Source organism: Paraburkholderia rhizosphaerae (assembly GCF_004366595.1).
GTDB classification, from domain to species: Bacteria; Pseudomonadota; Gammaproteobacteria; order Burkholderiales; family Burkholderiaceae; genus Paraburkholderia; species Paraburkholderia rhizosphaerae.
In genome coordinates this window covers 213,414-238,024 of record NZ_SORE01000012.1, presented here as the reverse complement: position 1 = coordinate 238,024, position 24,611 = coordinate 213,414, and the positions used below count along the sequence as shown (strand labels likewise).

The window sequence follows — 24,611 nt, the reverse complement described above, 5'->3', positions numbered from 1 at the left end:
GTCGCGGTCGGCATCTCCGGTGCGATCCAGCACCTTGCCGGCATGAAGGACTCGAAGGTGATCGTCGCGATCAACAAGGACGCCGAGGCGCCGATCTTCAGTGTTGCGGACTATGGACTGGTTGGCGATCTGTTCACGGTTGTGCCGGAACTCGTGAAAGAGCTCGGCTGACCGGGCACGCGTTAAGCGACGGCGCTAGCGTAAGGCGCCAGGCATCAGGAAGGGGCGCAAGGATCAATCATCCCGCGCCCTTTTTTATCATGCACGGAGGAGACAAAGATGAGCTACACGGCACCCATCAAGGACATGCTATTCGTGATGAAGGAACTGGCCGGACTCGACGAGATTGCCGCGTTGCCCGGCTATGAAGACGCAAACGTGGAGACCGCGCAAGCGGTGCTCGAGGAATCGGCGAAGTTCTGCGGCGAAGTGCTCGCGCCGCTGAACGTCGCAGGCGACCGCCATCCGAGCAGTTGGCGCGACGGCACCGTGACCACCACGCCGGGCTTTATCGATGCGTTCCGGCAGTTCACGGCCGGCGGCTGGCAAAGCCTGCAACATCCGGTCGAATACGAAGGCCAAGGTTTGCCGAAGCTGCTCGCGACGCCCTGCCTCGAAATGCTGAACGCGGCCAACCTGTCGTTCGCGCTATGCCCGATGCTGACCGACGGCGCGATCGAAGCGCTGCTCACCGCCGGCAGCGAAACGCAAAAGCAGACCTATGTGCCGAAGCTGCTATCCGGCGTATGGACCGGCACGATGAATCTGACCGAGCCGCAGGCGGGCTCGGATCTCGCGCTGGTGCGTACGCGCGCGGAACCGCAGCCGGACGGCACCTACAAGCTGTTCGGCACGAAGATTTTCATCACGTGGGGCGAGCACGATATGGCGGACAACATCGTCCACCTCGTGCTGGCGCGCACGCCGGATGCGCCTGAAGGTGTGAAGGGCATTTCGCTGTTTATCGTGCCGAAGTTCGTGGTTGGCGCGGATGGTTCGATCGGCGAGCGCAACGATGTGCATTGCGTGTCGATCGAGCACAAGCTCGGTATCAAGGCGAGCCCGACCGCGGTGCTGCAGTTCGGCGATCACGGTGGCGCGACCGGCTATCTGATCGGCGAAGCGAATCGCGGCCTCGAGTACATGTTCATCATGATGAACGCCGCACGCTTTGCGGTTGGCATGCAGGGCGTCGCGGTGTCCGACCGCGCGTATCAGAAGGCGGTCGCGTATGCGAAGGAGCGTGTGCAGAGCCGACCGGTCGACGGCTCGGCGAAGGAGCCGGTGTCGATCATCCATCACCCGGACGTGCGCCGGATGCTCGCGACGATGCGCTCACTGACCGAAGCCGCGCGGGCGCTTGCGTATGTCGCGGCCGCGCATCGCGATATCGCGCATCGTCATCCGGATGCGACGACGCGCGCCGAACATCAGGCGGTCTACGAGTTTCTCGTGCCGATCGTAAAAGGTTGGAGCACCGAACTGTCGCTCGACGTCGCTAGCCTCGGCGTGCAGGTGCACGGCGGGATGGGCTTTATCGAAGAAACTGGCGCCGCGCAGTACTACCGCGACGCGCGCATTCTGCCCATTTACGAAGGCACGACCGCGATCCAGGCGAACGATCTGGTCGGCCGCAAAACGCTGCGCGACGGCGGCGAAGTTGCAAAGCAACTGCTTGCGCAGATCGGGCAGACCGTCGAAGCACTCGGCGCGCAGCGCGGTGCGGCGTTCGAATCGATGCGGCAACAATTGGCGCACGGACAACGCGCGCTGCAGGCGGCGGTGAATTTCGTGGTCTGGAACGCGAAAAATGATCCGAACGCGGTGTTCGCGGGAAGCGTGCCGTATCTGAAACTCGCCGGCATCGTGCTCGGCGGCTGGCAGATGGCGCGCGCGATGCTGGCCGCGGCAGGCAAGCTCGACGAGGATCGTTCGTTTTATCAGGCGAAGATCGCGACGGCGCAATTCTTCGCCGAGCACGTGTTGCCGCAGGCGGCTGCGCTTGAAACGTCGATTGTCAGTGCGAGGGGCGGTGAGGGCGTGCTGGCGCTGACGGAAGATCAGTTCTGAATGTTGGCGAACCGCTCAGGTCTGACGCGCTGGTGGTCCGGCGCGAACGAAAAAGCAAAAGAGAACGGCGCTTCGCACAGCGAAGCGCCGTTCTTTATAGCATGCGCAGCACGGCCGCGAAGCCTATGCGGCTGCCACTGCCGCGCGCATCACGCGTATGCCGGACGCGGCGTCGCGCCGAACTCGCGGTCGTAGCGATGCACGGACAGGTCGTTCGACTGGATCGCCGGCTTCCTGCCCGAGATCAGATCCGCCAGCAATTGCCCTGAGCCGCACGACATCGTCCAGCCGAGCGTGCCGTGCCCCGTGTTCAGGAACAGGTTCGACACCGGCGTGCGGCCGACGATCGGCGTGCCATCCGGCGTCATCGGACGCAGACCGGTCCAGAACGTCGCCTTCGACGTATCGCCGCCGCCCGGGAACAGATCGTTCACGCACATCTCGAGCGTTTCGCGACGTGCGTTTCTCAGCGCTTTATCGAAGCCGACAATCTCCGCCATGCCACCGACGCGAATCCGATCGTCGAAACGCGTGATCGCGATCTTGTAGGTTTCGTCGAGCACGGTCGATACCGGAGCCGCCGACGAATCGACGACCGGCGCGGTCAGCGAATAGCCCTTCAGCGGATAGACCGGAATCCGGATCAGATTCTTCAGGAACTGCGTCGAATACGAACCGAGCGCGACCACGAACGCGTCCGCGCGCACCGTCTGATCGCCGCATTTGACTCCGCCGACGCGGCCGCCCTCCATCAGCAGCGCATTGATCGGCGTATTGAAGCGAAAGCGCACGCCGATCTGTTCGGCGAGCGTTGCGAGTCGCGTGGTGAACAGCTGGCAGTCGCCGGTTTCGTCGCCGGGCAGACGCAAGCCACCGGTCAGCTTGTGCGCGGTCGCGGCGAGTGCCGGTTCGGCGCGCGCGAGTTCGGCGGGCATCAGCAGTTCATATGGCACGTTCGCTTCTTTCAGCACCGCGACGTCTTTCGCGGCGCCATCCAGCTGCTTCTGCGTGCGGAACAGTTGCAGCGTGCCGCCGGTGCGGCCTTCGTATTGAATGCCGGATTCCGCGCGCAATGCCTGCAGGCAGTCGCGGCTATATTCGGCGAGGCGCACCATGCGCGCCTTGTTCACCGCGTAGCGCTCCGACGTGCAATTGCGCAGCATCTGCCACATCCATTGCAACTGGAATTGCGTGCCGTCGAGACGAATGGCGAGCGGCGCGTGTTTCTGGAACATCCATTTGACGGCTTTCATCGGCACGCCGGGCGCGGCCCATGGCGATGCGTAGCCGGGCGAAATCTGCCCCGCGTTTGCAAAGCTCGTTTCGAGCGCCGGGCCGGCCTCGCGATCGATGACGGTGACTTCATGGCCCGCGCGGGCGAGATAATAAGCACTCGTCACGCCGACGACGCCACTGCCTAGAACGACGACACGCATAGCTGTTCCACTCCAGTAGATTGCAGGGCACGCCGTATCTTCATCTTCTGTGTCAATTCGCTGTTGCCGGGCTGATGCCAATGCTCACGGGCGATTAACAAACTGATATGCGGGATGTCCAGTGTTAACCGCTATACTATGGGCGTCGAGGCAGGTTTTGTTATCGTATTTCTTCAATTTTTAGTAATAACATGAGAACCCAGCGTCAGCCGGTGCGTGCGCTCGACAAAATCGACCACAAGATCCTGCGCGTACTGCAACAGGACGGCCGCGTTGCGATGAAAGACCTCGCGGAACAGGTCGGCCTGTCGGTCACGCCGTGCATCGAGCGTGTGAAGCGAATGGAGCGCGACGGCGTGATCACCGGCTATTACGCACGGCTGAATCCTGCCGAACTCGGCGCCGCGCTGCTGGTGTTCGTCGAAATCACGCTGGATCACAAAAGCGGCAACATGTTCGACCAGTTCCGGCGCGAAGTGCAGAAGATTCCTGAAGTGCTCGAATGCCATCTGGTATCGGGGGATTTCGACTATCTGATCAAGGCGCGCATCGGCGAAATGGCTGACTACCGGAAGTTGCTTGGCGACATCCTGTTGCAGCTGCCCGGCGCGGTGCAGTCGAAGAGTTATGTTGTCATGGAGGAGATCAAGGAGACGCTCACAATTGCCGTGGGCGACTGACGCGCGCGTCGCGGGTGGCTCAATGGAGGCCCGCGGACAGCCTCGACAAACGGCATAAACACTGTATATTTGTACAGGTATCCTGTTGCTTTCAGTGTGCAGCCTTGAACGACGCCGACTCCGACTCCCACTCCAATCGTCCGCACGATTCGTCGCCCGACGCCTCGTACGATGCCGACCGTGAATTTCCGGTCGCGCCGCCTGCGCCACGCAAAGGGCGCGGCGCGGTGACCAATCTGCAAGGCCGCTACGAAGTCGATCAGCGCGACGCGGTCGATGACGGCTGGGCGACCTATACCGAGCCTGGCGAAGACGGCGAAGGCGTCGCGCTGCGCACCCAGGTGTTCGAAGAGCGGGCGAAAAGCATCCTCACGCATAACGCATCGCCAGACATTCCGTTTAGCGTGTCGCTGAATCCGTATCGTGGCTGCGAGCACGGCTGCATTTACTGCTTTGCGCGCCCGACCCACAGCTATCTGGGTTTGTCGCCGGGGCTCGATTTCGAAAGCCGGATCTACGCGAAGGTCAACGCGTCGGAACTGCTCGCGCGCGAGCTATCGAAAAAGAATTACGTGCCCGAGCCGATCGCGCTCGGCGTCAACACCGACGCGTGGCAGCCGGTCGAGCGCGAGTTGCTTATTACGCGGCGCGTGATCGAAGTGCTGCACGAGCGGCATCATCCGTTCGCCGCGATCACCAAGTCGTCACTGATCGAACGCGAACTCGATCTGCTCGCGCCGATGGCCGAGCGCGGCCAGGTGATGGCAGCCATCACGATCACGACGCTCGATGCGGACATCGCGCGTACGCTCGAGCCACGCGCGGCAACGCCGTCGCGGCGCCTGCGCACGATCCGCACGCTTGCCGATGCCGGCGTGCCGGTCGGCGTCAGCATTGCACCGATCATTCCATTCGTCACCGAGCCGGATCTGGAGCGGGTGCTCGACGCCTGCGCGCAAGCGGGAGCGACAAGCGCGAGTTACATCGTGCTGCGTCTGCCCTGGGAGGTCGCGCCGCTATTCAAAGACTGGCTGGCTGCACATTTTCCCGACCGCGCGGACCGCGTGATGAGCCGTGTGCGCGATATGCGCGGCGGCAAGGATTACGATGCGTCGTTCGCGCATCGGATGAAAGGCGAGGGGCTGTGGGCGGATTTGCTGAAACAGCGCTTTGCGAAGGCGACGCGAAGGCTCGGATTGAATGCGCGTCAGCACGGCATTCTCGATATGTCGCAGTTTCGCCGCGTTGAGCCTGCGCGGCGGCCCGCCGCCGACGACCCGCAGCTGGATCTCTTCTAGGCGGGTGGCGCGGCAGCGGCAGGCCCGAGCAGTTGGCGGCTCCGGCCGGCGTTTATGGCGCCCGCTCAGTCGCTGGACAATGACTCGTCGGCTATTGCGACAACGACTTAGCCGCCTCCACCTGCGACTCGAAATACGTTTGAAACGTCAGCGCGAGACCTGTCATTAGCAGAAACGCGCCGATCAGCAGCGAAAAGATCACCACAAAGACCACCGTCCAGCCGGACTCGCTGTAGCGCTCGCTGTGTGCATTGAATTGTGCGTCCCATTTCTCGTCGGGGCGCAGCCCGTAGACCATCGCGGCCAGAAAGGCGGCAAGCAGTGAAATCGCACCAGGCACCACGAGCACCCAGCCGAGCAGCGAAGCACGCTGCGTGGCCATCAGCAGCAGCAAACCCGGCACGCCGATCAGCGTACCGACGATGTGCGCCCAGCCGAACAGGTCGCGGCCGCCATACAGGTAGAAGCGATGCGCGCCAAGCGATCCGAAGAAGAACGCGAGTGCGGCGGTAATGGTTTTGGAGCGAAAACGCGCGGGATGCAAGGCAGTCGACATGAAAGTAAGCAGCGGGATGACGTGACGGGCGGCGCGGCCCGGTGGCGTGAGCGCCGACGCGCATTCTACGCCGCGCGCATCGTGCTGGTCAGGTGGCGCGATGACGCGGGCGCCGGTCCGGCCGGCCGGTTGCAGGCTGTTGTTCTGACGTTTTGACGGGCGTGCGGTTGTAGCCAGTTGCAAATAAGCAGCAGCAGAAAAGCCGGGGCGCTCACTTTACCCCGGTAAGTGTTTGTTATGGCGTCGCTTTCCAGCTATAATCGCGTGTTTCAGTAGTTCCGAACCCGGTTTTCAAGGACTTTAAGTATGGTCATCATCCGCTTGGCTCGTGGCGGCTCGAAGAAGCGCCCGTTCTACAACATCGTCGCTACCGATTCGCGTAACCGCCGTGACGGCCGTTTCATCGAGCGCATCGGCTTCTACAACCCGGTCGCGAGCAAGGGCGAAGCGCTGCGTATCGCGCAAGACCGTCTGACCCACTGGCAAAGCGTTGGCGCGCAACTGTCGGAAACGGTTCAGCGTCTCGTGAAGGAAGCGCAAAAGGCGCAACCGGCTGCTTAATGACAGTCGGCTCATCTGAGTTGGCTGGGCATCGGTCGCCGGCCGCGCACGCCGCGGGCGTCGTCGTGGGAGCAGTCCGATGAACAGGTTTGACGGGTGTCAGCAGTGAGGTCAACTGATGTCCGCGCGTGATTCTGACAGTTCGAGTCGCGCAAAGGCGGCGTCTGGCGCGTCGTTCGGGGTATTCGCCCGGAAACCCGGCGCTCGAAGCGCCGCAGCGTCCGAAGCGCAACAGCAGGCCACGCAAGCGCAGGTCGTCCAGGTTCAGGTCATCCAGGATGAATCTGCCGAAAGCTGGCCGGACGATGCGGTCGAAGTCGGCGCGATCGTCGATGCCTATGGTCTCAAGGGCTGGGTCAAGGTCGCTGCGCACTCGAGCGCCGGCCAAGGCGGCGATGCATTGCTCTCCGCGAAGCGCTGGTGGCTGCTGAAAACGCCACCGCGTGGGCAACAGCAAGCATACGAGCGCAAGTCAGCACCGGTCGGGCAGGCGAAAGTGCACGCCGACAGCGTCGTCGCTCAACTGGGCGGTGTCGCGGGCCGCGATGCGGCGCTTCTGCTGCGTGGCTATCGCGTGTACGTGGGCCGCAGCGACTTCCCGGCGCTGGCCGCCGACGAGTATTACTGGGTCGATCTGCTGGGTCTTGACGTCGTCAACGAGGCGGGCGTCGAACTGGGCAAAGTGGCCGACATGATCGACAACGGTGCGCAGTCCGTGTTGCGCATCGAATATCCGGCGACGGGCAAAGACGGCAAGCCGGTGACCGGTGAACGGCTGATTCCGTTTGTCGGTGTTTATGTGAAGACGGTGGATCAGGCGGCGAAGCGCATCATCGTCGACTGGGAAGCCGATTACTGAATGACTCGCTGAATGGGGAGAGCGATGCAGTTCGACGTCGTCACGCTCTTTCCGGATATGTTTCGCGCGCTGACCGAATCGGGCATCACCAGCCGCGCGGTGAAACAGCAGCGCTTCGGGTTGCGCACGTGGAATCCACGCGATTTCACCACCGACAACTACCGCACGGTCGACGATCGTCCCTACGGCGGCGGTCCCGGCATGGTGATGCTGGCCAGACCGCTCGAAGACGCGATCGGCGCGGCCAGAGCGGCGCAGGCGCAGCAGGGCATCGAAGGCTCGCGCGTCGTGATGATGTCGCCGCAAGGCACGACACTCGATCACGGCAGCGTGATGCGCTTTGCAGCGCAGCCCGGCCTGATTCTGCTCTGCGGCCGGTACGAAGCAATCGACCAGCGGCTCATCGAGCGCTGTGTCGATGAAGAAGTGAGCCTCGGCGACTTCGTGCTGTCCGGCGGCGAACTGCCGGCGATGGCGTTGATGGATGCGGTCGTGCGGCAGCTGCCGGGTGTGCTTAACGATGCGCAGTCGGCGGTGCAGGACAGTTTCGTCGATGGTTTGCTGGATTGCCCGCACTACACGCGACCCGAAGATTACCAGGGCATGCGCGTGCCCGATGTGCTGCTAGGCGGCCATCATGCGGAAATCGAGCAGTGGCGTCGGCGCGAAGCGCTGCGCAATACCCTCGACAAGCGGCCCGATCTGATCGAGCGGGCGCGGTCGAACAAGTTGTTGAGCCGTGCCGACGAGGCATGGCTTGCAAGTCTCGCGAACGAAGCGAAGGCCTGACCGGAAGTTGAACGCCGGCGGCGCGCGAAGCGCGAGACCCAGGCGGAGCAGTCCATGCGTGGACAGTTCCAGTTGTGAATCCATCCTCTATCGGGGCCGTCGCCGGGCATTGCAGCAAGCCAGGCAGGTACGAACGCCGACAAGATGGCATAAGGAGTCAATCGTGAATCTGATTGCAAAACTCGAGCAGGAAGAAATCGAGCGCGCGCTCGCTGGCAAGACCATTCCCGAATTCGCCCCGGGCGATACGGTGGTCGTCAACGTGAACGTCGTCGAAGGTAACCGCAAGCGTGTCCAGGCGTATGAAGGCGTCGTGATCGCGAAGCGTAACCGTGGCCTCAACTCGTCGTTCATCGTCCGCAAGATCTCGTCGGGCGAAGGCGTCGAGCGTACGTTCCAGACATACTCGCCGCTGCTCGCGAGCATCGTCGTGAAACGCCGTGGCGATGTGCGCCGTGCAAAGCTGTACTACCTGCGCGAGCGTTCGGGCAAGTCGGCGCGGATCAAGGAAAAGCTGGTGTCGAAAGACCGCGCTGCCCAGGAGTAAAAGCTGTAAGGAAAAGCACCCGTCTCGGGTGCTTTTTTCTTTGGTGGTTCAAAATAGCGAAGTGTCCTGAAGTTTCTTATCCACACTCGCTACGAGGATGACATTGTCCGGTCCCGTCCGTCCCACACGTCCGGTTTTCAAGCCTGAGTCCTTGCCGATTGAATCGACGGGCGCCGATCTGCCTGCGGTGACGCCCGATCGCCTGACCCCGGACGGCCTGCGGGCCCGTTTCGAGCAGCGCTTGCGCTGGGAACAGGAGCCCCGCGAAGTGCGCTGGAACGAAGACGCCGATCCGCGAGTCGCGGCTGTGCTGATCGCGCTCGTCGAGCGCGATTCCGGCCTGACCGTGCTGCTGACGCAGCGCGCCGATCATTTGAGCGACCATGCCGGGCAAGTGAGCTTTCCGGGCGGCCGTCACGAACCGACCGATGCGGACACGATCGAGACCGCGCTGCGCGAAGCCCAGGAAGAAGTGAGCCTCGATCGGGCGCGTGTCGAAGTGCTCGGCGCGCTCCCCGACTATCTGACGAGCACCGGCTTTCGCGTGACGCCAGTGGTGAGCCTCGTGCATCCGCCGTTTACGCTACGCGCCGATACGCTCGAAGTGGCCGATATCTTCGAAGTGCCGCTCGCCTTCCTGATGAACCCGGCGAACCATCAGGTGCGCGTGTTGCGCTGGGAAGAGGGCGAGCGTCGCTTTTTTGCAATGCCTTATCCGCGCGCGGAAGAAGGCGAGGTCGGCCGCCAATACTTTATCTGGGGCGCAACGGCCGGCATGTTACGCAATTTCTATCGCTTCCTCGCGGCCTGAGCGCACCGTTGAGCATCCGCTCACGCAAACGTTGGCTTGCGCAGGCTGTCTGTTTGTAATCGCTGCGGATCAGACACATCCGACCCTGTGCTATCGTACGGATCGAACGAGAAGGTCGTATGTAAAACCCGGCAAAACTCGCAATAACTCGAATAGCACGGCGCATCGCATGACTTTTTTTTCCGTATTGCTGGCTCTGATTCTCGAACAGGTCCGCGCGTTGTCGCCGAGCAACCCGATCGCGTCATTGCTGCAGTACCACGCGGAATCGACCGCACACGGCTTCGACGCCGGCAAGGAAAGGCATGGCGTGCTCGCATGGCTGGTGGTCGTGTTGCCGTGGACGCTCGCGGTCGGTCTGATCTATTTCGTGCTATATCAGATCCACTTCGTGCTCGCATTTCTGTGGAACGTCGTGATCGTCTACTTCACGCTCGGTTTCCGGCAGTTCAGCCACTATTTCACCGATATCCATCTCGCGCTCAATAACGACGATGTACCGCGCGCGCGGGAAATTCTCAATGAATGGACCGGCATCGACACGGTCGATATGCCGGTCAGCGAGATCGTCCGCCATACGCTGATTCACGCGGTGGTCGCATCGCATCGGCATGTATTCGGCGTGTTCTTCTGGTTTCTGGTGCCGATCGGACCGGCGGGCGCGGTGCTGTACCGCGTCGCCGAGTACCTGGCGCGTGCGTGGTCGCAGCCGGTCGAGGAGCGCACCGCGGCATTTTCGACGTTCGCGCAGCGCGCGTTCTTCGTGATCGACTGGGTGCCGGCGCGGTTGACGTCGCTGGGTTTTGCGATCGTCGGCAACTTCGAGGATGCGATCTACGCGTGGCGCAATCACGCGCGCCAATGGCCCGACCCGAACGACGGCGTGCTGCTCGCGGCCGGCAGCGGCGCGCTCGGTGCGCGCCTGTCCGGGCCGCTCGCGGAAATTTCAAGCCTCGATGCGATCGCAACCGGCGATGGTGGACCGATGACGGTCGGCGACGACTGCACGCCGCGCACGCTGCAATCGGCGGTCGGCCTCGTATGGCGCGCGGTGATTCTGTGGATGATCCTGCTGCTGATGTTGACGATCGCGGTCTGGCTGTCCTGAACCCGAGTTTGCATCTGAATGACGGCAAGACGCGTGCGACGCGTGCATCTCGCAGCCGCGTCATCCGTCAGCCATCAAGCGGATTACGCGGCGTCCCGCATTGCCAGCAAACCGTGAACTGCGGCTCAAGCGTCTCCCCGCAATGACCGCAGCGCCATGCGGGCGCCCCTGCCGCGGGTCCACGCGATGCTGCATCAATCAACCGTCTTGCCAGCGCTTCGTCCCGTTCGTCGACGAGCCATAATTCCGGCGCGCATTGATCGGCCGGGATTTCTCCCAAAGCGCCATTCAGATAGCGGTTATGCAACTCGGATGCGATACCCGCGATGGCCAGCAGATTGACCCAATGCTGGCCGATGATCAGGTTCGGAGCGCGCAGCAGCTTCAGCATCGATTAGCGGACTACCTGGCTGGCCTCATGGACGAGCTGCGCGTAGAGCGCATGGCGCTCGCGCGCGATGCGTCCGTCGGCGACGGCTTCGAGAATCGCGCAGCCTGGCTCGTGCAGATGATGGCAGTTGTAGAACCGGCAATGCGCGAGCAGCGGCCGGAATTCGGGGAACGCGCGCTCGAGCCCGCCTTCGGTCAGATGATGCAGACCGAATTCCTGGAAACCGGGCGAGTCGATCAGCGCGCCGCCGCCAGGGTTGTGATCGCGCAGTTCGGACCGTTCGGACCGTTCGGACATCTCGGACATCTCGGACATCTCGGACAACGCGGGCAACGGATAAAGACGGGTGAACGTGGTGGTATGCCGGCCGCTATTGAGCGCCGTCGAGATTTCCCGCGTCGCGGCTTCCGCGTCGGGCACGATCAGGTTCACCAGCGTCGATTTGCCCATCCCGGACTGGCCCAGCAGCAGCGTCGCATGGTCGTGCAGATGCTCGACGAGCATCGAGCGCGCGGCGTCCGGCTGGGTCCGGATCGACATTTCGAGCACCGTATAGCCAAGTTCGCGATAGCGCGCAAGACGCTGCCGCGCGAGCGGCAGTGCATCTTCGACATCGGTCTTGTTCAGTACGATCAGCGGCTTCAGTTCATTCGCTTCGGCGGCGACTAACGCACGGCCGAGCAGGTCTTCGCTGAAATGCGGCTCGGTGGCGAGCACGATCAGCAACTGGTCGAGATTCGCCGCGAACAGCTTCGACTTGTACTGATCCGACCGGTACAGCAGATTGCGGCGCTCGCCGATCTCGACAATCACGCCCTGGTCCGCCGACGTCATCTCATAGACGACGTGATCGCCGACCGCGACTTCACTGCGTTTGCCGCGCGGAAAGCATTGCAGCAACGGACCGCCACGCGCCGGCGCGACGATGTAATGGCGCCCATGCGCGGCGATCACCAGCCCGCGCTCGTGGCTTTCGGGCTGCGCGGCCGCTGTCGTGGAATCCGTCCCTTGGCCTGCTTTTGCCGGGCTCGCCTTTGCCAGGCCTTTTGCCGAGCGGTTCGCCACCCGGCCGCTCATGCGTGCTGCAGCAGCCGGTCGATCCGCTGCGACGCGGGCGGGTGCGAGTAGTAAAACGCGGTGTACAGCGGATCGGGTGTGAGCGTCGACGCGTTGTCCTCATAAAGCTTCACGAGTGCGCTGACGAGGTCTTTCGCATCGGTTTGCGTCGCGGCGAACGCATCGGCTTCGAATTCGTGTTTGCGCGAACTCAGGCTGCCAAGCGGCGTGACGAAGAACAGGAACACCGGCACCGCGAGGAAGAACAGCACGAGCGCGAGCGCGTCGTTGCTGCCGGTCAGCGACGGCCGCACGCCGAGTCCTTCGTAGAACCAGACGCGCTGCGTCAGCCAGCCGAGCAGCGCGAGCATCGCCAGGCTCAGCACGAACGTGACGACCATCCGCTTGATCACATGACGCCGCTTGAAGTGACCGAGCTCATGCGCGAGCACGGCCTCGATCTCGCCGCCGGACAGACGCGCGAGCAGCGTATCGAAGAACACGATGCGCTTGGCCGCGCCAAAGCCGGTGAAGTACGCGTTGCCGTGTGCGGAGCGGCGGCTGCCATCCATCACGAACAGACCCTTCGCGGCAAACCCGCAACGCTTCATCAGCGCTTCGATACGGCTTTTCAGCGCTTCGTCCTTCAGCGGTTCGAACTTGTTGAAAATTGGCGCGATCAGCGTCGGGTACAGCACCAGCACAAGCATCTGGAAGCCGACCCAGACGATCCACGTCCACAGCCACCAGAGGCTGCCCGCCTGGTCCATCAGCCACAGCACGACGAACAGCAGCGGCAGCCCGAACGCGGCGCCGAGCAGAATGCCCTTCACGCGGTCCGCGAAGAAGATGCGCTTCGTCATCCGGTTAAAGCCGAAGCGCTCTTCGACACCGAACTGCCGGTAGTAGTCGAATGGCAGGTCGATGATGCCGGTGATCGCGACGACCGCGGCAACCAGCACGATCTGGCCGACATAGCCGCGCCCGAGCCAGTCGGAGATACCGAGATCGAGCAACTGCACGCCGCCTAACAGAGTCAGCGCGATCAGCACCACCGCGCTGACGACGATTTCCGCCATCGTCAGCCGGGTGCGCTCGACCGTGTAGTCGGCGGCGCGCTGGTGCGCGCTCAGCGGAATCTTCGACGCGAACTGCGGCGGCACGCGATCGCGGTGCGCGGCGACGAAGCGGATCTGTCGCGAGGCGAGCCACAGCTTCGTCGCGACCATCGCCAGAACGGCGATCACGAACAGAATGGAGAAGTACACAATGGGCATCCGGAAGTCCGTGGTAACTATGCGACAATTATAGAGTTGTTCGACCCGGCGGGCGCCTTGTCGCGAGGGCCGCCGCTCGGTTCTTCGCCTGCTTCTTTCTGACACCGCCTTTCCATGACCGACATCCTCGACTCCGCCGCCGCGCCGCTCGTGCGCAGCGAAATGAACCTCATCTGGCTCGACATGGAAATGACCGGGCTCGATCCGGACAACGACCGCATCATCGAAATCGCTGTGGTCGTGACGAATTCGCAGCTCGACAGGATGATCGAAGGTCCGGTCATCGCCGTTCATCAGAGCGACGAAACGCTGGGCAAGATGGACGAGTGGAACCGCAACACGCACGGCCGTTCGGGCCTGACGGACCGGGTGCGCGCGTCGACGATCGGCGAGGCCGAAGCCGCCGCGCAGATTCGCGCATTTCTCGGCGCCCACGTGCCGCCCGGCAAGTCGCCAATGTGCGGCAACTCGATCTGCCAGGACCGCCGCTTCATGGCGCGCTGGATGCCGGAGCTCGAAGCGTTTTTCCACTATCGGAATCTTGACGTCAGTACGCTGAAAGAACTGTGCCGTCGCTGGCAGCCGTCGATCTACAAAGGGTTTCAGAAGCGTGCGATGCATACCGCGCTGGCGGATATTCATGAATCGATCGACGAATTGCGTTACTACCGGCAGCATTTCCTGATTGCCGCGGCAAGCGATCCGGCGGCCGGCGCTTCTGCGGCCGATATGCCCGCGAAATAAGCAGGAAATCAACCGCAACATCACCACCAACTGATCGCCGGATAACCGTAATACGCTCGCAGCGCCGCCGCCTTCAGCGCGGCGGACGCACCGCGTTCTTTGGCCGGAACGCGGCCACTACCGCGGGGTTCGTCTCAATGTACGGCCCGCCAATCAGATCGATGCAGTACGGCACCGCGGCGAATATGCCCGGCACCTTGACGTTGCCGTCCGCGTCGCGCAAGCCTTCGAGCGTTTCCCGGATCGACTTCGGCTGACCCGGGAGGTTGACGATCAGCGCCGCGCGCGCGGGCGTCTCGCGGATCACCGCGACTTGCCGCGACAGGATCGCGGTCGGCACGAAATTCAGGCTGATCTGCCGCATCTGCTCGCCGAATCCCGGCATTTCCTTCGTCCCCGCCGCGAGCGTCGCCTCGGGCGTCACATCGCGCCGTGCCGGGCCGGTGCCGCCGGTCGTCAGCACGAGGTGGCAGCCGGCTTGATCGACTAGTTCGATCAGCGTTGCGGTGATGGTCGGCGCGTCGTCCTGAATCAGGCGTTTCACGCTGCGCCATGGCGAACCGAGCGCGCCGCCGAGCCATTCCTCGAGCGAAGGCAAGCCCTTGTCTTCGTATACGCCGCTGCTCGCGCGGTCACTGATCGAAACGAGGCCGACGATCAGTTCGTCGGGGTGTGGATTCCGGTTGTCAGCTGTCGGAGTCGTCATCGTCATCTTCCTCATCGCCGGAGCCGGTATTAGCACCGCTCGCGGCATTGCGTACGCCGCCCGCCTGCTTGATCCACTGGAACAGTTCGCGGAAATAGCGCGGCGGCTTGCCGAGCTCCGCTTCCTTGCGCGCATTGCGAATCAGCGTGCGGCCTTCCTGCGGGTCCGCGGACGGATGCTGGCGAATGAATTCGGTGAGCGCCGTGTCGTTTGCGAGCAGCGCCTCGCGGGTGCGCTCGATCCAGTGCAGCTTCGCGGTCTCGGCGCGGTTCGCGCCGTTGTAGATTTCGAGCGCGTTACGCAGCGCGGCGGTTTCGTCGTCGGTCAGCGTGCGCATCACTCGTCCGACGTATTGAATCTGGCGGCGCTTGCCTTCGTGGTCGGTGATGCGGCGCGCTTCCTGGATCGCTTCGCCGAGCTTTTCCGGCATCGGCATGCGCTTTAACGCGTCCTTCGGCAGTTCGACGAGTTCGACGCCCAGCGCCTGCAACGCGTGCATTTCGCGCTTCAGTTGAGACTTGCTTGGGCGATCGTAGCCGTTGTCGTCTTCGACGGGCGGGCTCGCCATAGGTTGAATACGGGTTTTGCGTGTCATGCCCGATATTGTAACTTGCGAGCTTCGGGTAGCCTCTCCCGTCAGCACGCGCACAGCGGCGCCCGGCGCGCCGCGCTTTCGCCCGCGTTCGCGCACCACGCGTGATGCAAAGGCCAGGTACGCTCGCGCGGACCTTGCTATGATCGCGAGATGCATGGTGATTCGCAAACGTCGCAGCGTAGAGCGCGGGACTCACGTGTGCTGCACGCGCGAGCCGCAATCGCAGCGCAAGCAGGCGCGATGCCGACGAACCGCATGTCGTGCAAGTCGTCACAGGTAGCGTCACAGGTAGCAAGCACGACCGATTGAAATCCGGCCGTGGCGGGCGCAAGTACGGCGAGTCCGAACCCGCCGGCGGTCTGATCCGACCTGCATCGGGCCGGCATCGGATACAGCGAAGCAGCGATACAGCGATACAGCGATACAGCATCAAGCAGGCACGAACACGGGCAACTCACGCGGGGCACCCCCCGCGCGCAACCGACGCGCAACCCAGTGCGTAACCGCAAGGCGGGCAGTGCTCGCCCAGTACGCCAACCCAGGACGGCAATGACAATGGCAGCAGATATCGACACCGAAGCCCGGCAACGTTTCTTTCCGCATACGCAGGACGAACTGAAGCAGATCGCGTCGGACATCCTTCGCCACGCGAAATCGCTCGGCGCGAGCGACGCGGCGACCGAAATTTCCGAAGGCGACGGTCTGTCGGTCTCGGTGCGCCGCGGCGAAGTCGAGACGATCGAGCACAACCGCGACAAGATGGTCGGCGTGACCGTGTTTATCGGCAATAAGCGCGGCAATGCGAGCACGTCGGACTTTTCCGCGCAAGCGCTGAAAGATACGGTGAATGCCGCGTACAACATCGCGCGCTTCACGGCCGAGGACGACTGTGCGGGCCTCGCGGAAGACGAACTGCTCGAAAAGGCGCCGCGCGACCTCGATCTGTATCACCCGTGGAATCTGAGCGCCGACGAGGCGGTCGAGATTGCGCGCCGCGCGGAGGACGCGGCCTTCGCGACCGACCCGCAGATTCGCAATTCGGAAGGCGCGAGCGTGTCCGCGCAGCATTCGCAGTTCGTGCTTGGCACGTCGCGAGGTTTTCTCGCCGGCTACCCGTACTCACGGCACTACGTCGCGTGCGCGCCGATCGCGGGCAGTGGCCGCAACATGCAGCGCGACGACTGGTACACATCGAAGCGCAGCGCGTCGGAACTGGCCGCACCGGAAGCGGTGGGCCGCTACGCGGCAGAACGCGCGCTCGCGCGCATGGGCGCTACCGGCCTTGACACGCGCAAGGTGCCGGTGCTGTTCGAAGCGCCACTCGCGGCGGGCCTGCTCGGCGCGTTTGTGCAGGCAACCAGCGGCGGTGCGCTGTATCGCAAGACGTCGTTTCTGGTCGACAGCCTCGGCAAGCCGGTATTCGCGCCGCACGTGCAGATCGTCGAAGACCCGCATGTGCCGCGCGCGATGGGCAGCGCGCCGTTCGACGAAGAGGGCGTGCGCACGCGTCAGCGCTCGGTCGTGAAGGACGGCGTGGTCGAAGGCTATTTCCTGTCGACTTACTCCGCGCGCAAGCTCGGTATGCCGACCACCGGCAATGCCGGTGGCTCGCACAACCTGTCGCTGAGGAGCTCGCTCACGCAAGCCGGCGACGACTTCGAACAGATGTTGAAGAAGCTCGGCACGGGGCTGTTGCTGACCGAACTGATGGGGCAGGGCGTCAACTACGTGACTGGCGACTATTCGCGCGGTGCGTCGGGTTTCTGGGTCGAGAACGGCAAGATCCAGTATCCGGTCGAAGAAATCACCGTCGCGAGCACGCTGCAGGAGATGTTCCGGCATATCGTCGCGATCGGCGCGGACACGATCGTGCGCGGCACCAAGCAGACCGGCTCGATCCTGATCGAACGGATGACGGTCGCCGGGCAATGACGCTTGCTGCGATATCGCGTCGAAGCGTCTGCCAGGGCGGTCCGACATAGCAGGCAATAACGCAAAATCGCCACGCAGCGCGTCCGCGCAGCGTGGCGATGTTCTTTTCTGGCGCAGTGGTGCGCGGTTATACCGCTTATTTCTTGCGTCGATATGTGACGTACGCGTACTCGAAGTCGTTCGGCGGATTCGCGCGATGCGGCTCGCGCGCCACTTCTTCCCATTCGCGCGGATCGGGAGCGGGAAACGTCGTATCGCCTTCGAAGTCCGCGGCGATTTCCGTCACGATCATCTTGTCCGCGTGACGCAAGCCATCTTCGTAAAGCTGCGCGCCGCCAATCAGAAACGCTTCCGGCGCGTCGTCCTGTGCGGCGAGCGCGAGCGCGTCGTCGAGGCTCGTTACCGTGTCGCAGCCGGCGTAGCGACGCGTCGCATCGCGCGACACGACGATATTGCGCCGGCCCGGCAGCACACGGCCGATCGATTCATGGGTCTTGCGGCCCATCACGATCGGCGCGCCCATCGTCGTGCGCTTGAAAAACGCGAGGTCTTCGGGAAGCCGCCAGGGCAGCTGGTTGTGGTTGCCGATCACGCCGTTGCGGGCGCGAGCGACGATCAGGGTCAGCGTCGTCATCGAGAGAAGCGGGAGGAACGGTTCGCAGCGATTCTACCCGACGCGCGCGGGACAGTTCACTGCCGCGCGCTTGCCGTGCGCTTCGACCTACCCGCGTGAGCGACGCAAAAACGTTTCATTCGCGTGTATCGCTTTCGCCCTGAAGGAGCGCCTTGTCATCGCCGCCGGATTCGCGCAGCCCATGCGCGCCCATCAGCCTGTACAGCGTGACGCGCGAAATGCCGAGATCGGTCGCCGCCTCGTTCAGACGATGCCGGTGCCGTAGCAGCGCCGCTTCGATCGCGCGTTTCTCGGCCGCTTCGCGCGCCTGGGAAAGCGTCATCGTCTGTTGCGCGCTGTAGTTCGCCAGATCGAGATCCTCGGCTGAAATCAGCTTGGTCTCCGCCATCACGATCGCGCGGCGCACGCGATTGATCAGTTCGCGCACGTTGCCCGGCCAGTTGTAGTTGTACATCGCTTCGATCGCCGATGGCGTGAAGCCGCGAATCTTGCGCGCGCTATCGGTCTTGAACTTGTGCAGGATGTGATGCGCGAGAATTTCGATGTCCTTGCCGCGGGCGCGCAGCGGCGGCTCGTCGACGCGCAGCACGCACAGCCGGTGAAACAGGTCCGCGCGGAACCGCCCGTCACGCATCGCGTCTTCGAGATCGACGTGAGTCGCCGAAATAATCCGCACGTCGACCGCAATCGATTCGTGGCCGCCGAGCCGCTCGATCTTGCCCTCCTGCAGGAAGCGCAACAGGCTCGCCTGGCTTTCCATCGGCAGGTCGCCGATTTCATCGAGAAACAGCGTGCCGCCGTTGGCCGCTTCGACGCGGCCGATCTTGCGCTGGTTGGCGCCGGTGAACGCGCCGCGTTCATAGCCGAACAGTTCGGATTGCAGCAGGTGGTGTGGAATCGCGCCGCAATTGATCGCGACAAACGACGCGTTGCGGCGTGGCGAGCGCTCATGAATCGCGACCGCGGTCAGTTCCTTGCCGGTGCCCGATTCGCCGGAGATAAACACCGGCGCATCGGTGTTCGCGACCTTGCGGATCGTGCGGAACAACTGCTGCATCGCTTCGCATGTGCCGACCATCTCGTCGCCTTCGTGCGCGGTATCGACCGGCACGTCCGCATCGTAAAGCGTGACCATGCCGAACGCGTGGCCGACCAGATAATCGATCGTTGCATGCGCAACCGGCAGCTTCACGTAGTCGAAACAGTAGTGGCGAATCAGACGACGCACTTCCGGGTCCGCGAGACGTTCGGCGTTGGCCAGTGCGATCCAGCCGACCTGCTGCCGGCGCAGGCTCACTTCGAGCGCCGCCAGATCGCGGACCGCGAAGCTCGCCATATCGACGATCCCCGCGCACGCGGCGTCCGGCTTCAGCAGCCGGCCGATCTCGTGCGCGGAGCGCGCGACCAGTACGGCCCAGCCGCGGCTCTTCAGATGTGCGACGAGCGTATCGTCGGGTGTGCGCGCGACGTACAGCAGCGTGCGGTCGATGCGCGCGCCCACGTCGGTCGTGCGCTCGTCATGCACGGGCGCGCCGGCCGTCGGCAGCTGCGGCGAGCGCGCGACCGATAAAGGCAGGCCGCTTGCCGCGACCGCGGGCACTGAAGTCAGATGGGATGATTCACGCACGATCAGCCTCGTCTCGATGGCACATCAAAAGGTGTAGGGAAAGCGCAGCCCGACCACGAAGTTCGGCGCATCGGGCGTCATGCCGATCGATACCGCGCCGTTGATCGTCAGGTGCTTGTTGACCACATGGTTCAAACCGAAATTCAGGACTGCGGCGGTGGTCTGGCTACCCGGCACATCCTGGTAGCTGCCACCCGGTGCCTTCGTTTTCGACGACGGCTCGAGCGCGAGCGTGTACGAGATGCTCGCCGAGTCCTTGTCCGAAAACGCAATGGCGACACCGCCGCCGATCTGCACGATGTCGCCGAGCTTCACGGTCGCCGGTTCAACCTGGCCTTGTACCGATGAGATGTCCGCGAACGAGCGCGCCACGTTATACGTGTACGACAAGCTGCCGAACAGCACGATCGGGTCATACGTTTTCAGTACCGACATTCCGGCCGTTATATTCCAGAAGCCGGTGCCGGTCGGCAGTTCCGACGGCGCGACGAGGTTCGTGTTGTCCGGCGTCAGTTGCACGACCTTGATACCGAACGGCGATGTGCCGGTCGGCGCTTTCACGCGCAGACTGCCGACCACGTCGGGGATGCTGTTGGTTTCCTTCAGGAACTGGTAGTAGATGCCGAAATTGACGTCGCCGATCGCGTGTGAATTCACCGACGCATCGGACAGCGTGCTCGCCGCACCGCCCGCGCCGCCGACGATAAACGTGCTGTGCCGGTACACATAGGGCACATCGACGTCGACGCTGATGCGATCGGTGAGGCCGTAGCGCACGTCGAGGTCCGACATCACCTGATGCGACTTCGTTTCGCCCAGGTTGATATTGCCGAGGAAGATCGCATCGAGCGCGAGGAAGCCTGACAGTTGCAGCTGGCGGCGGTCGTAATACGTGTCGCTGATACCCCAGTCGAGTGTCAGCTTGTGATCGAACAGCGGCGCATGCTCGCGCTGCACGACGGCTTCTTCCGATTGCGTGCGCACCGGTTCGGCGGCCTTCTGCGTCTGGCCGATCGCACCGTCGGGCGCGACCGGCGCGCCCGGCGCGGTCGAGCCGGTCGCGGTCGACCCTTCGGGCGCCGGCGGATTGACCGGCACGCCGGTTGCCGTGGCGCCGCTCGGCCCGGTCGGCGACGACGGCCCGGGCGTGACCTGCGCAAGCGGCGGCAACGGCATCGGTAGACCGTCGGCGCCGGGTTGTTCAGCTACCGCAGTGGTGCCGGGCTCGCCGTGACCAGGCGTGCCGCGGCCGCGCTGCGCCATTTCCAGATTCGTCACTTGACGCTCGAGTGATTGAATTTGCCGCTGCTGCTCGTCGACGACGCGCATCAGCGCATTGAGCCGGTCCTCCATCGACTGGTTCGTCAGGGCCTGTGCGGCGGCCCCCTGTGCCCATGCAAACATCAATGCCGCTGCCGGTATGGCCGCGAGTGCGAACCGCGGCCTCCTGGTCTTCGTATCGGCGATCATCTTGTTATTCCCCCGGTCATCTGGCTGCGCGTCGCGATTGTTTTGCGTTCGCGCAGCGTCGTCTCCTTTGCGCTTCGTTCCTGCTTTTATGTGATGCAGTGCGGGTGGCGGCCCGCGTCGTCTCCTGCGCTTTGCCTCATTCCGTGTGTGCTGCTCCCTATGTCCCGTCACCCGCGCGCGAAAGGTCCCGGTTGTTTCCTACGCTCACTTCCTGCCGTTGACCGCGTTTTGCAGCGCCTGCATCACGCCCGCCTGACGCATTGCGGCCGACGACATCTGCGCGCTCTGCAACTGCAACTGCAACTGGTTCGCGACCTGCTGGTTGTTGCCCGCGATCTGCAACAGCTGCGCGATCGAACCGGCCTGGCCGTTGCCGGGTGCAATGGTTTGTGTTGCGAGGCCCGCGGGCGTCTGCAGTGTGACGCTCACGCCGCCGTTGCCGAACGACACCGCGGCCCGGATGCTGCCGTTCGCATTCGACGCGCTCGCGCTCGTCGCGCCGTTGCCGGTGACCGGCGGTAGCCCATTCGCGGCGAAATCGATTTGCGCTGCGTTCATGCCGACATTGCTATTGCCGGCCACCTGCGTGACCTGCGACACGCCGTTCACCGCAATCTGCTGGCCGCCATTGACCTTCGCCGACGGATCCGCGCCGGTCTGGCGGCCGTGGCCGTCGACGACATGCGCGCTTGAATTGACGGTTGCGCTCATCTGGTTCGCCGCGTTCTGCGTGACCGCGAGCGAGCCTTGCGCGATCGCGCTTGCGCCGTTCGGCAGATGCCATTGCGACAGCAGGTTCAGAACAAAGCCGGAGATCATCTGGCCGTTTGCGAACTTGCCGGTCTGACCGGCGAGGACATCGTCGCCGACTGCTTGCCACCGGATCGCTTCTGCTGTGCTGTCGTGTGCGGACAGGAACGACGGCAACGGCATCGCGCCGCTGCCTTGCGCATACGTTCCGCTTGACAGTCCGCCTGCGAGTCCGCCCGCTGTGGCGAGCACGGCGGCTAGCAAGGCGCGGTTGAGGGGTGAGTGTTCGCGCTTCATGGTGAGCTCAGAACAGGTCTGCCTTGGACAGGCCGTATTCGACAAAGGGCGTCGCGGCGGTGCCGGTCGCGAGCGCGCTTGCGCGCAGCTTCAACGCCAGCGACTCGTTGTCCTGCAACAGCGGTGAATCCTCCCTGAAGGGTTTGCCGACGACGGCAAACACGAGCCCGTTCCACGTTTTCGCGAAATCCTCTTCGAGCAGGATCCGGTTGCCGAGCGCGGGGTCCGCGATAAAAATGCGGCTGTTTTCGGCATGCTTGACGATCACGAAATGCTCATAGCCGTCGATGTTCATCAACACCATCACGGGGATCTGCAGGTGATACAACGCGTCCGTATTGACCCGGAAACCTCTACCGCGCAGCCCGATTGTCTCGACGAACTTCTTCATGTCGAGCATCGAGAAGCCGTTCTTGATCACGACGTCGGGCGTGGAGAAAACCATCATCCGGCGGATCAGTTCCGTCTCGGGGATGTCGATGCCGTAGCCGTACTTGAGGAGCGTCGCGAGCGCAGCCGCACCGCAGCTGTAATCGAACTGCTGGTTGACGACATGGCTGTAGCGGATGTCCCTCATCGAGCGAACCGTTTTGGTCAGCGGAATACCTGCGAGGGTAGACGTATCGATGCTCGCTTGTGCGTGGGCTGTCGCACACAACGTGCAACAACAGATCGCAAAGGCGAGCGGTAACGCCGGGAAGCGAACAAACCCGGACATGCTGGTCTCCTGCCAGAAATGCGCCGGCTGCTTCTGTGGCAGCCGGCGCGAGCCGTGTTGGCTTACATCATCATTTCAACCTTCTTGACCGTGCTGCTTATGCAACGCCAGACGCTAGTGACCGCTGTTGAGCGCGGCGATCGCCAGCCCGTTGTGCTGCACGTTGCCGGCGCCGCCCGCGATATTCACGCCGATGTTGCCGGACGCGCCCGCGAGCGTATTGGCGCCGAGCATCGCGCTGCCCTGGAACTGCCCGCGCACCGACATGTTCGCGGTTTGCGAGTTTTCGTCCGTGGCCACCATCGCGGTCGTCTGCGCGCTGCCTGCGTTGGTCGTCGTCACCGCGCCGGCAAGGCTGTTGTTCTGCACGTTGCCGATACCCGATGCGACGTTCACGCCGACGTTGCCGGTCACGTGCGACAACGAACCGTCGCCGACCGATGCGTTCAGATTGAAGTTGTTGATCTTCGCGTGGCCTGACGAACCCTGAGAGTTGAAGATCTGTGCGTTGCCGAACACATTGCCGACGTCGACCGACGCGAGCGCGACATCGTTGCTTTGCGCGTTGTCGATACCTTCCGCGACGTTGATGCCGAGGTTGCCCGATACGCCCGATGCCGCGTTACTGCCGGTGCCGGCGTTCAGCGTGCCCGGCGCCTGCGTGTTCACGTACTGCGTGACCGAGCCGGTGGTCTTTTCGTCGACCGTGTTCAGCGTATCGTTCACGTTATAACCCCAGTTCTTCGATGCCGACGACGACGTCGAGAACGACGACGAACCGGAGTGGGACGACGAGCTCGAGCTCGAGTCGTTATGCGCGATCGTGTTCGTCGCGCTGGCCGACTTGTTGCCCGAGCCGCTGTTCGCGGCTTGCGCGGACCAGCTCTGCGAGCTGTTCTTGTGCTCGCTTTGCGTGTCGCTGTGGCTCGTGTTCAGATGGCCCGACGCTTTCGCGTCAACCGAAGCCGACGCGCTCGACATGCCGTTCTTGTTGAACGAGCCGCTCGCGTTGCCCGACGACTGTTCGGAGCCGCTCGACTCATAGGCCTTCCAGCCGCCGCCCCAGTTAGCGCCCTGCGAGCTGTAGCTCGACGAACCGGACTTGCCTTGCGAGAACTTGCCGGAGAAGTCGCCCGACTTCGAGTTCGATTGCTTCACGTTGGCACTGGCCGAAATCGCGCCGTCAAAGGACGACGAGCTGTTGCTCGCATGGCCGCTGTCGCTCGACTGATGATGTTCGCTCGATGCGCTGGCCGTCGACTGGTTGCCGTACGAATAGTTGCGCGACGACGAAACCGTCGTGGTCGAGTTCGACATATGCGAGCTCGATGACGTGTTCGACGCTGCATGCTGCTCGCTAGTCGAGAACGAGCTGTTGCTCCATACGTTGTTGGTGCCGGTGCCGGTTACGCTGGATTTCGTGTCGTTCACTCGCGTGGTCACCGCACCGCGCATATAGCTCTGCGCCGGTGCGTCGAGCGATGCGAAGACGTTCGCGCTCTGCGTGTTGTTGACGACTGCGCCAGCGGTGCTCGATACGGACACGCAGCCGAACAGGCCCACGAAGCCCTCGATGCCGACCTGCTCGCCGACCATCGTCGCATTGAAGATGTACGGGTTCTTCATTCCGCCTGCGAACACGCTGCTCGATGCCGCGGCGAGAACGGCTGCCGCAATCAAAGTGCGCTCTAATTTCATG

24 protein-coding genes and 1 pseudogene are annotated in these 24,611 nt (G+C 63.3%); 12 read left to right on the top strand and 13 right to left on the bottom strand.

From position 1 onward, the window contains the following. Together BX592_RS17890 and BX592_RS17885 are read left to right on the top strand one after the other, a co-directional pair. Window positions 1–171, top strand: a pseudogene (locus tag BX592_RS17890) (FAD-binding protein); the annotation flags it as partial. Between the two features lie 108 nt (window positions 172–279). Further along, complete coding sequence (locus BX592_RS17885; RefSeq protein ID WP_134193134.1) at window positions 280–2,070, top strand: acyl-CoA dehydrogenase; 1,791 nt, start codon at window positions 280–282, stop codon at window positions 2,068–2,070. Window positions 2,071–2,219: 149 nt separating this feature from the next. On the opposite strand, the gene BX592_RS17880 is transcribed toward BX592_RS17885, so the two are convergent. Continuing rightward, window positions 2,220–3,506: a D-amino acid dehydrogenase gene (locus tag BX592_RS17880; protein ID WP_134193133.1), complete on the bottom strand. Its 1,287-nt coding sequence runs from the start codon at window positions 3,504–3,506 to the stop codon at window positions 2,220–2,222. A 191-nt stretch (window positions 3,507–3,697) separates the two neighbouring features. Between BX592_RS17880 and BX592_RS17875 the strand changes: the two genes are divergently transcribed. Both BX592_RS17875 and BX592_RS17870 read left to right on the top strand, forming a co-directional pair. Continuing rightward, window positions 3,698–4,186, top strand: a complete 489-nt coding sequence (locus BX592_RS17875; protein WP_134193132.1) for an Lrp/AsnC ligand binding domain-containing protein — start codon at window positions 3,698–3,700, stop codon at window positions 4,184–4,186. A 104-nt stretch (window positions 4,187–4,290) separates the two neighbouring features. After that, window positions 4,291–5,484 (top strand): PA0069 family radical SAM protein, encoded by a 1,194-nt coding sequence (locus BX592_RS17870; RefSeq protein ID WP_134193131.1) that lies wholly within the window; start codon window positions 4,291–4,293, stop codon window positions 5,482–5,484. A gap of 91 nt (window positions 5,485–5,575) precedes the next feature. Here BX592_RS17870 and BX592_RS17865 read toward each other — a convergent pair whose 3' ends face one another. Then, window positions 5,576–6,040, bottom strand: coding sequence for an NINE protein (locus tag BX592_RS17865; RefSeq protein WP_134193130.1), 465 nt, complete (start codon window positions 6,038–6,040; stop codon window positions 5,576–5,578). A gap of 306 nt (window positions 6,041–6,346) precedes the next feature. Between BX592_RS17865 and rpsP the strand changes: the two genes are divergently transcribed. The 6 genes from rpsP (at window position 6,347) to BX592_RS17835 (ending at window position 10,715) form a co-directional block, all read left to right on the top strand. Further along, on the top strand, window positions 6,347–6,601 hold the full coding sequence (gene rpsP / locus BX592_RS17860) for a 30S ribosomal protein S16 (protein ID WP_134193129.1): 255 nt from the start codon (window positions 6,347–6,349) through the stop codon (window positions 6,599–6,601). 118 nt (window positions 6,602–6,719) lie between these two features. Beyond that, window positions 6,720–7,460, top strand: coding sequence for a ribosome maturation factor RimM (rimM, locus tag BX592_RS17855; protein WP_134193128.1), 741 nt, complete (start codon window positions 6,720–6,722; stop codon window positions 7,458–7,460). Window positions 7,461–7,484: 24 nt separating this feature from the next. Beyond that, window positions 7,485–8,249, top strand: coding sequence for a tRNA (guanosine(37)-N1)-methyltransferase TrmD (trmD, locus tag BX592_RS17850; protein ID WP_134193154.1), 765 nt, complete (start codon window positions 7,485–7,487; stop codon window positions 8,247–8,249). Window positions 8,250–8,412: 163 nt separating this feature from the next. After that, window positions 8,413–8,796, top strand: coding sequence for a 50S ribosomal protein L19 (gene rplS, locus BX592_RS17845; RefSeq protein WP_134193127.1), 384 nt, complete (start codon window positions 8,413–8,415; stop codon window positions 8,794–8,796). A 97-nt stretch (window positions 8,797–8,893) separates the two neighbouring features. After that, entirely contained in the window at window positions 8,894–9,607 is a 714-nt protein-coding gene (locus BX592_RS17840; RefSeq protein WP_134193126.1) for a CoA pyrophosphatase, read from the top strand. A 169-nt stretch (window positions 9,608–9,776) separates the two neighbouring features. Beyond that, complete coding sequence (locus tag BX592_RS17835; protein ID WP_134193125.1) at window positions 9,777–10,715, top strand: CobD/CbiB family protein; 939 nt, start codon at window positions 9,777–9,779, stop codon at window positions 10,713–10,715. A gap of 67 nt (window positions 10,716–10,782) precedes the next feature. Here BX592_RS17835 and BX592_RS17830 read toward each other — a convergent pair whose 3' ends face one another. The 3 genes from BX592_RS17830 to BX592_RS17820 are packed head-to-tail and all read right to left on the bottom strand — an operon-like array spanning window position 10,783 to window position 13,439. Next, a complete protein-coding gene (locus BX592_RS17830) occupies window positions 10,783–11,103 on the bottom strand; it encodes a putative signal transducing protein (protein ID WP_134193153.1) in 321 nt (106 codons plus the stop codon). Between the two features lie 6 nt (window positions 11,104–11,109). After that, complete coding sequence (gene rsgA / locus BX592_RS17825; RefSeq protein WP_134193124.1) at window positions 11,110–12,183, bottom strand: ribosome small subunit-dependent GTPase A; 1,074 nt, start codon at window positions 12,181–12,183, stop codon at window positions 11,110–11,112. Beyond that, complete coding sequence (locus tag BX592_RS17820) at window positions 12,180–13,439, bottom strand: M48 family metallopeptidase (RefSeq protein WP_134193123.1); 1,260 nt, start codon at window positions 13,437–13,439, stop codon at window positions 12,180–12,182. Before BX592_RS17820 ends, rsgA begins: the two co-directional genes overlap by 4 nt. Window positions 13,440–13,553: 114 nt before the next feature. Between BX592_RS17820 and orn the strand changes: the two genes are divergently transcribed. Then, window positions 13,554–14,183 (top strand): oligoribonuclease, encoded by a 630-nt coding sequence (gene orn, locus BX592_RS17815; RefSeq protein ID WP_134193122.1) that lies wholly within the window; start codon window positions 13,554–13,556, stop codon window positions 14,181–14,183. A gap of 73 nt (window positions 14,184–14,256) precedes the next feature. On the opposite strand, the gene mog is transcribed toward orn, so the two are convergent. Beyond that, window positions 14,257–14,889, bottom strand: a complete 633-nt coding sequence (mog, locus tag BX592_RS17810; protein WP_134193121.1) for a molybdopterin adenylyltransferase — start codon at window positions 14,887–14,889, stop codon at window positions 14,257–14,259. After that, entirely contained in the window at window positions 14,870–15,484 is a 615-nt protein-coding gene (gene yjgA / locus BX592_RS17805; RefSeq protein WP_134193120.1) for a ribosome biogenesis factor YjgA, read from the bottom strand. The genes mog and yjgA overlap by 20 nt, the downstream gene beginning before the upstream one ends. Window positions 15,485–16,039: 555 nt before the next feature. Between yjgA and pmbA the strand changes: the two genes are divergently transcribed. Then, window positions 16,040–17,416 (top strand): metalloprotease PmbA, encoded by a 1,377-nt coding sequence (gene pmbA / locus BX592_RS17800; protein WP_134193152.1) that lies wholly within the window; start codon window positions 16,040–16,042, stop codon window positions 17,414–17,416. 136 nt (window positions 17,417–17,552) lie between these two features. Here the strand turns inward: pmbA and BX592_RS17795 are convergent, their stop codons facing one another. The 6 genes from BX592_RS17795 to BX592_RS17770 form a co-directional block, all read right to left on the bottom strand. Then, window positions 17,553–18,050, bottom strand: coding sequence for a dihydrofolate reductase (locus BX592_RS17795; protein ID WP_134193119.1), 498 nt, complete (start codon window positions 18,048–18,050; stop codon window positions 17,553–17,555). 115 nt (window positions 18,051–18,165) lie between these two features. Continuing rightward, entirely contained in the window at window positions 18,166–19,575 is a 1,410-nt protein-coding gene (locus BX592_RS17790) for a sigma 54-interacting transcriptional regulator (RefSeq protein WP_377681520.1), read from the bottom strand. A gap of 126 nt (window positions 19,576–19,701) precedes the next feature. Then, window positions 19,702–21,147: a hypothetical protein gene (locus BX592_RS17785; protein ID WP_134193117.1), complete on the bottom strand. Its 1,446-nt coding sequence runs from the start codon at window positions 21,145–21,147 to the stop codon at window positions 19,702–19,704. Window positions 21,148–21,351: 204 nt separating this feature from the next. After that, the gene (locus BX592_RS17780; RefSeq protein ID WP_134193116.1) at window positions 21,352–22,194 is read right to left on the bottom strand and encodes a peptidase C39; all 843 of its coding nucleotides are present in this window, start codon (window positions 22,192–22,194) and stop codon (window positions 21,352–21,354) included. 7 nt (window positions 22,195–22,201) lie between these two features. Then, on the bottom strand, window positions 22,202–22,912 hold the full coding sequence (locus tag BX592_RS17775; RefSeq protein WP_134193115.1) for a C39 family peptidase: 711 nt from the start codon (window positions 22,910–22,912) through the stop codon (window positions 22,202–22,204). A 114-nt stretch (window positions 22,913–23,026) separates the two neighbouring features. Continuing rightward, complete coding sequence (locus BX592_RS17770) at window positions 23,027–24,610, bottom strand: hypothetical protein (protein WP_134193114.1); 1,584 nt, start codon at window positions 24,608–24,610, stop codon at window positions 23,027–23,029. Window position 24,611 lies beyond the last annotated feature (1 nt).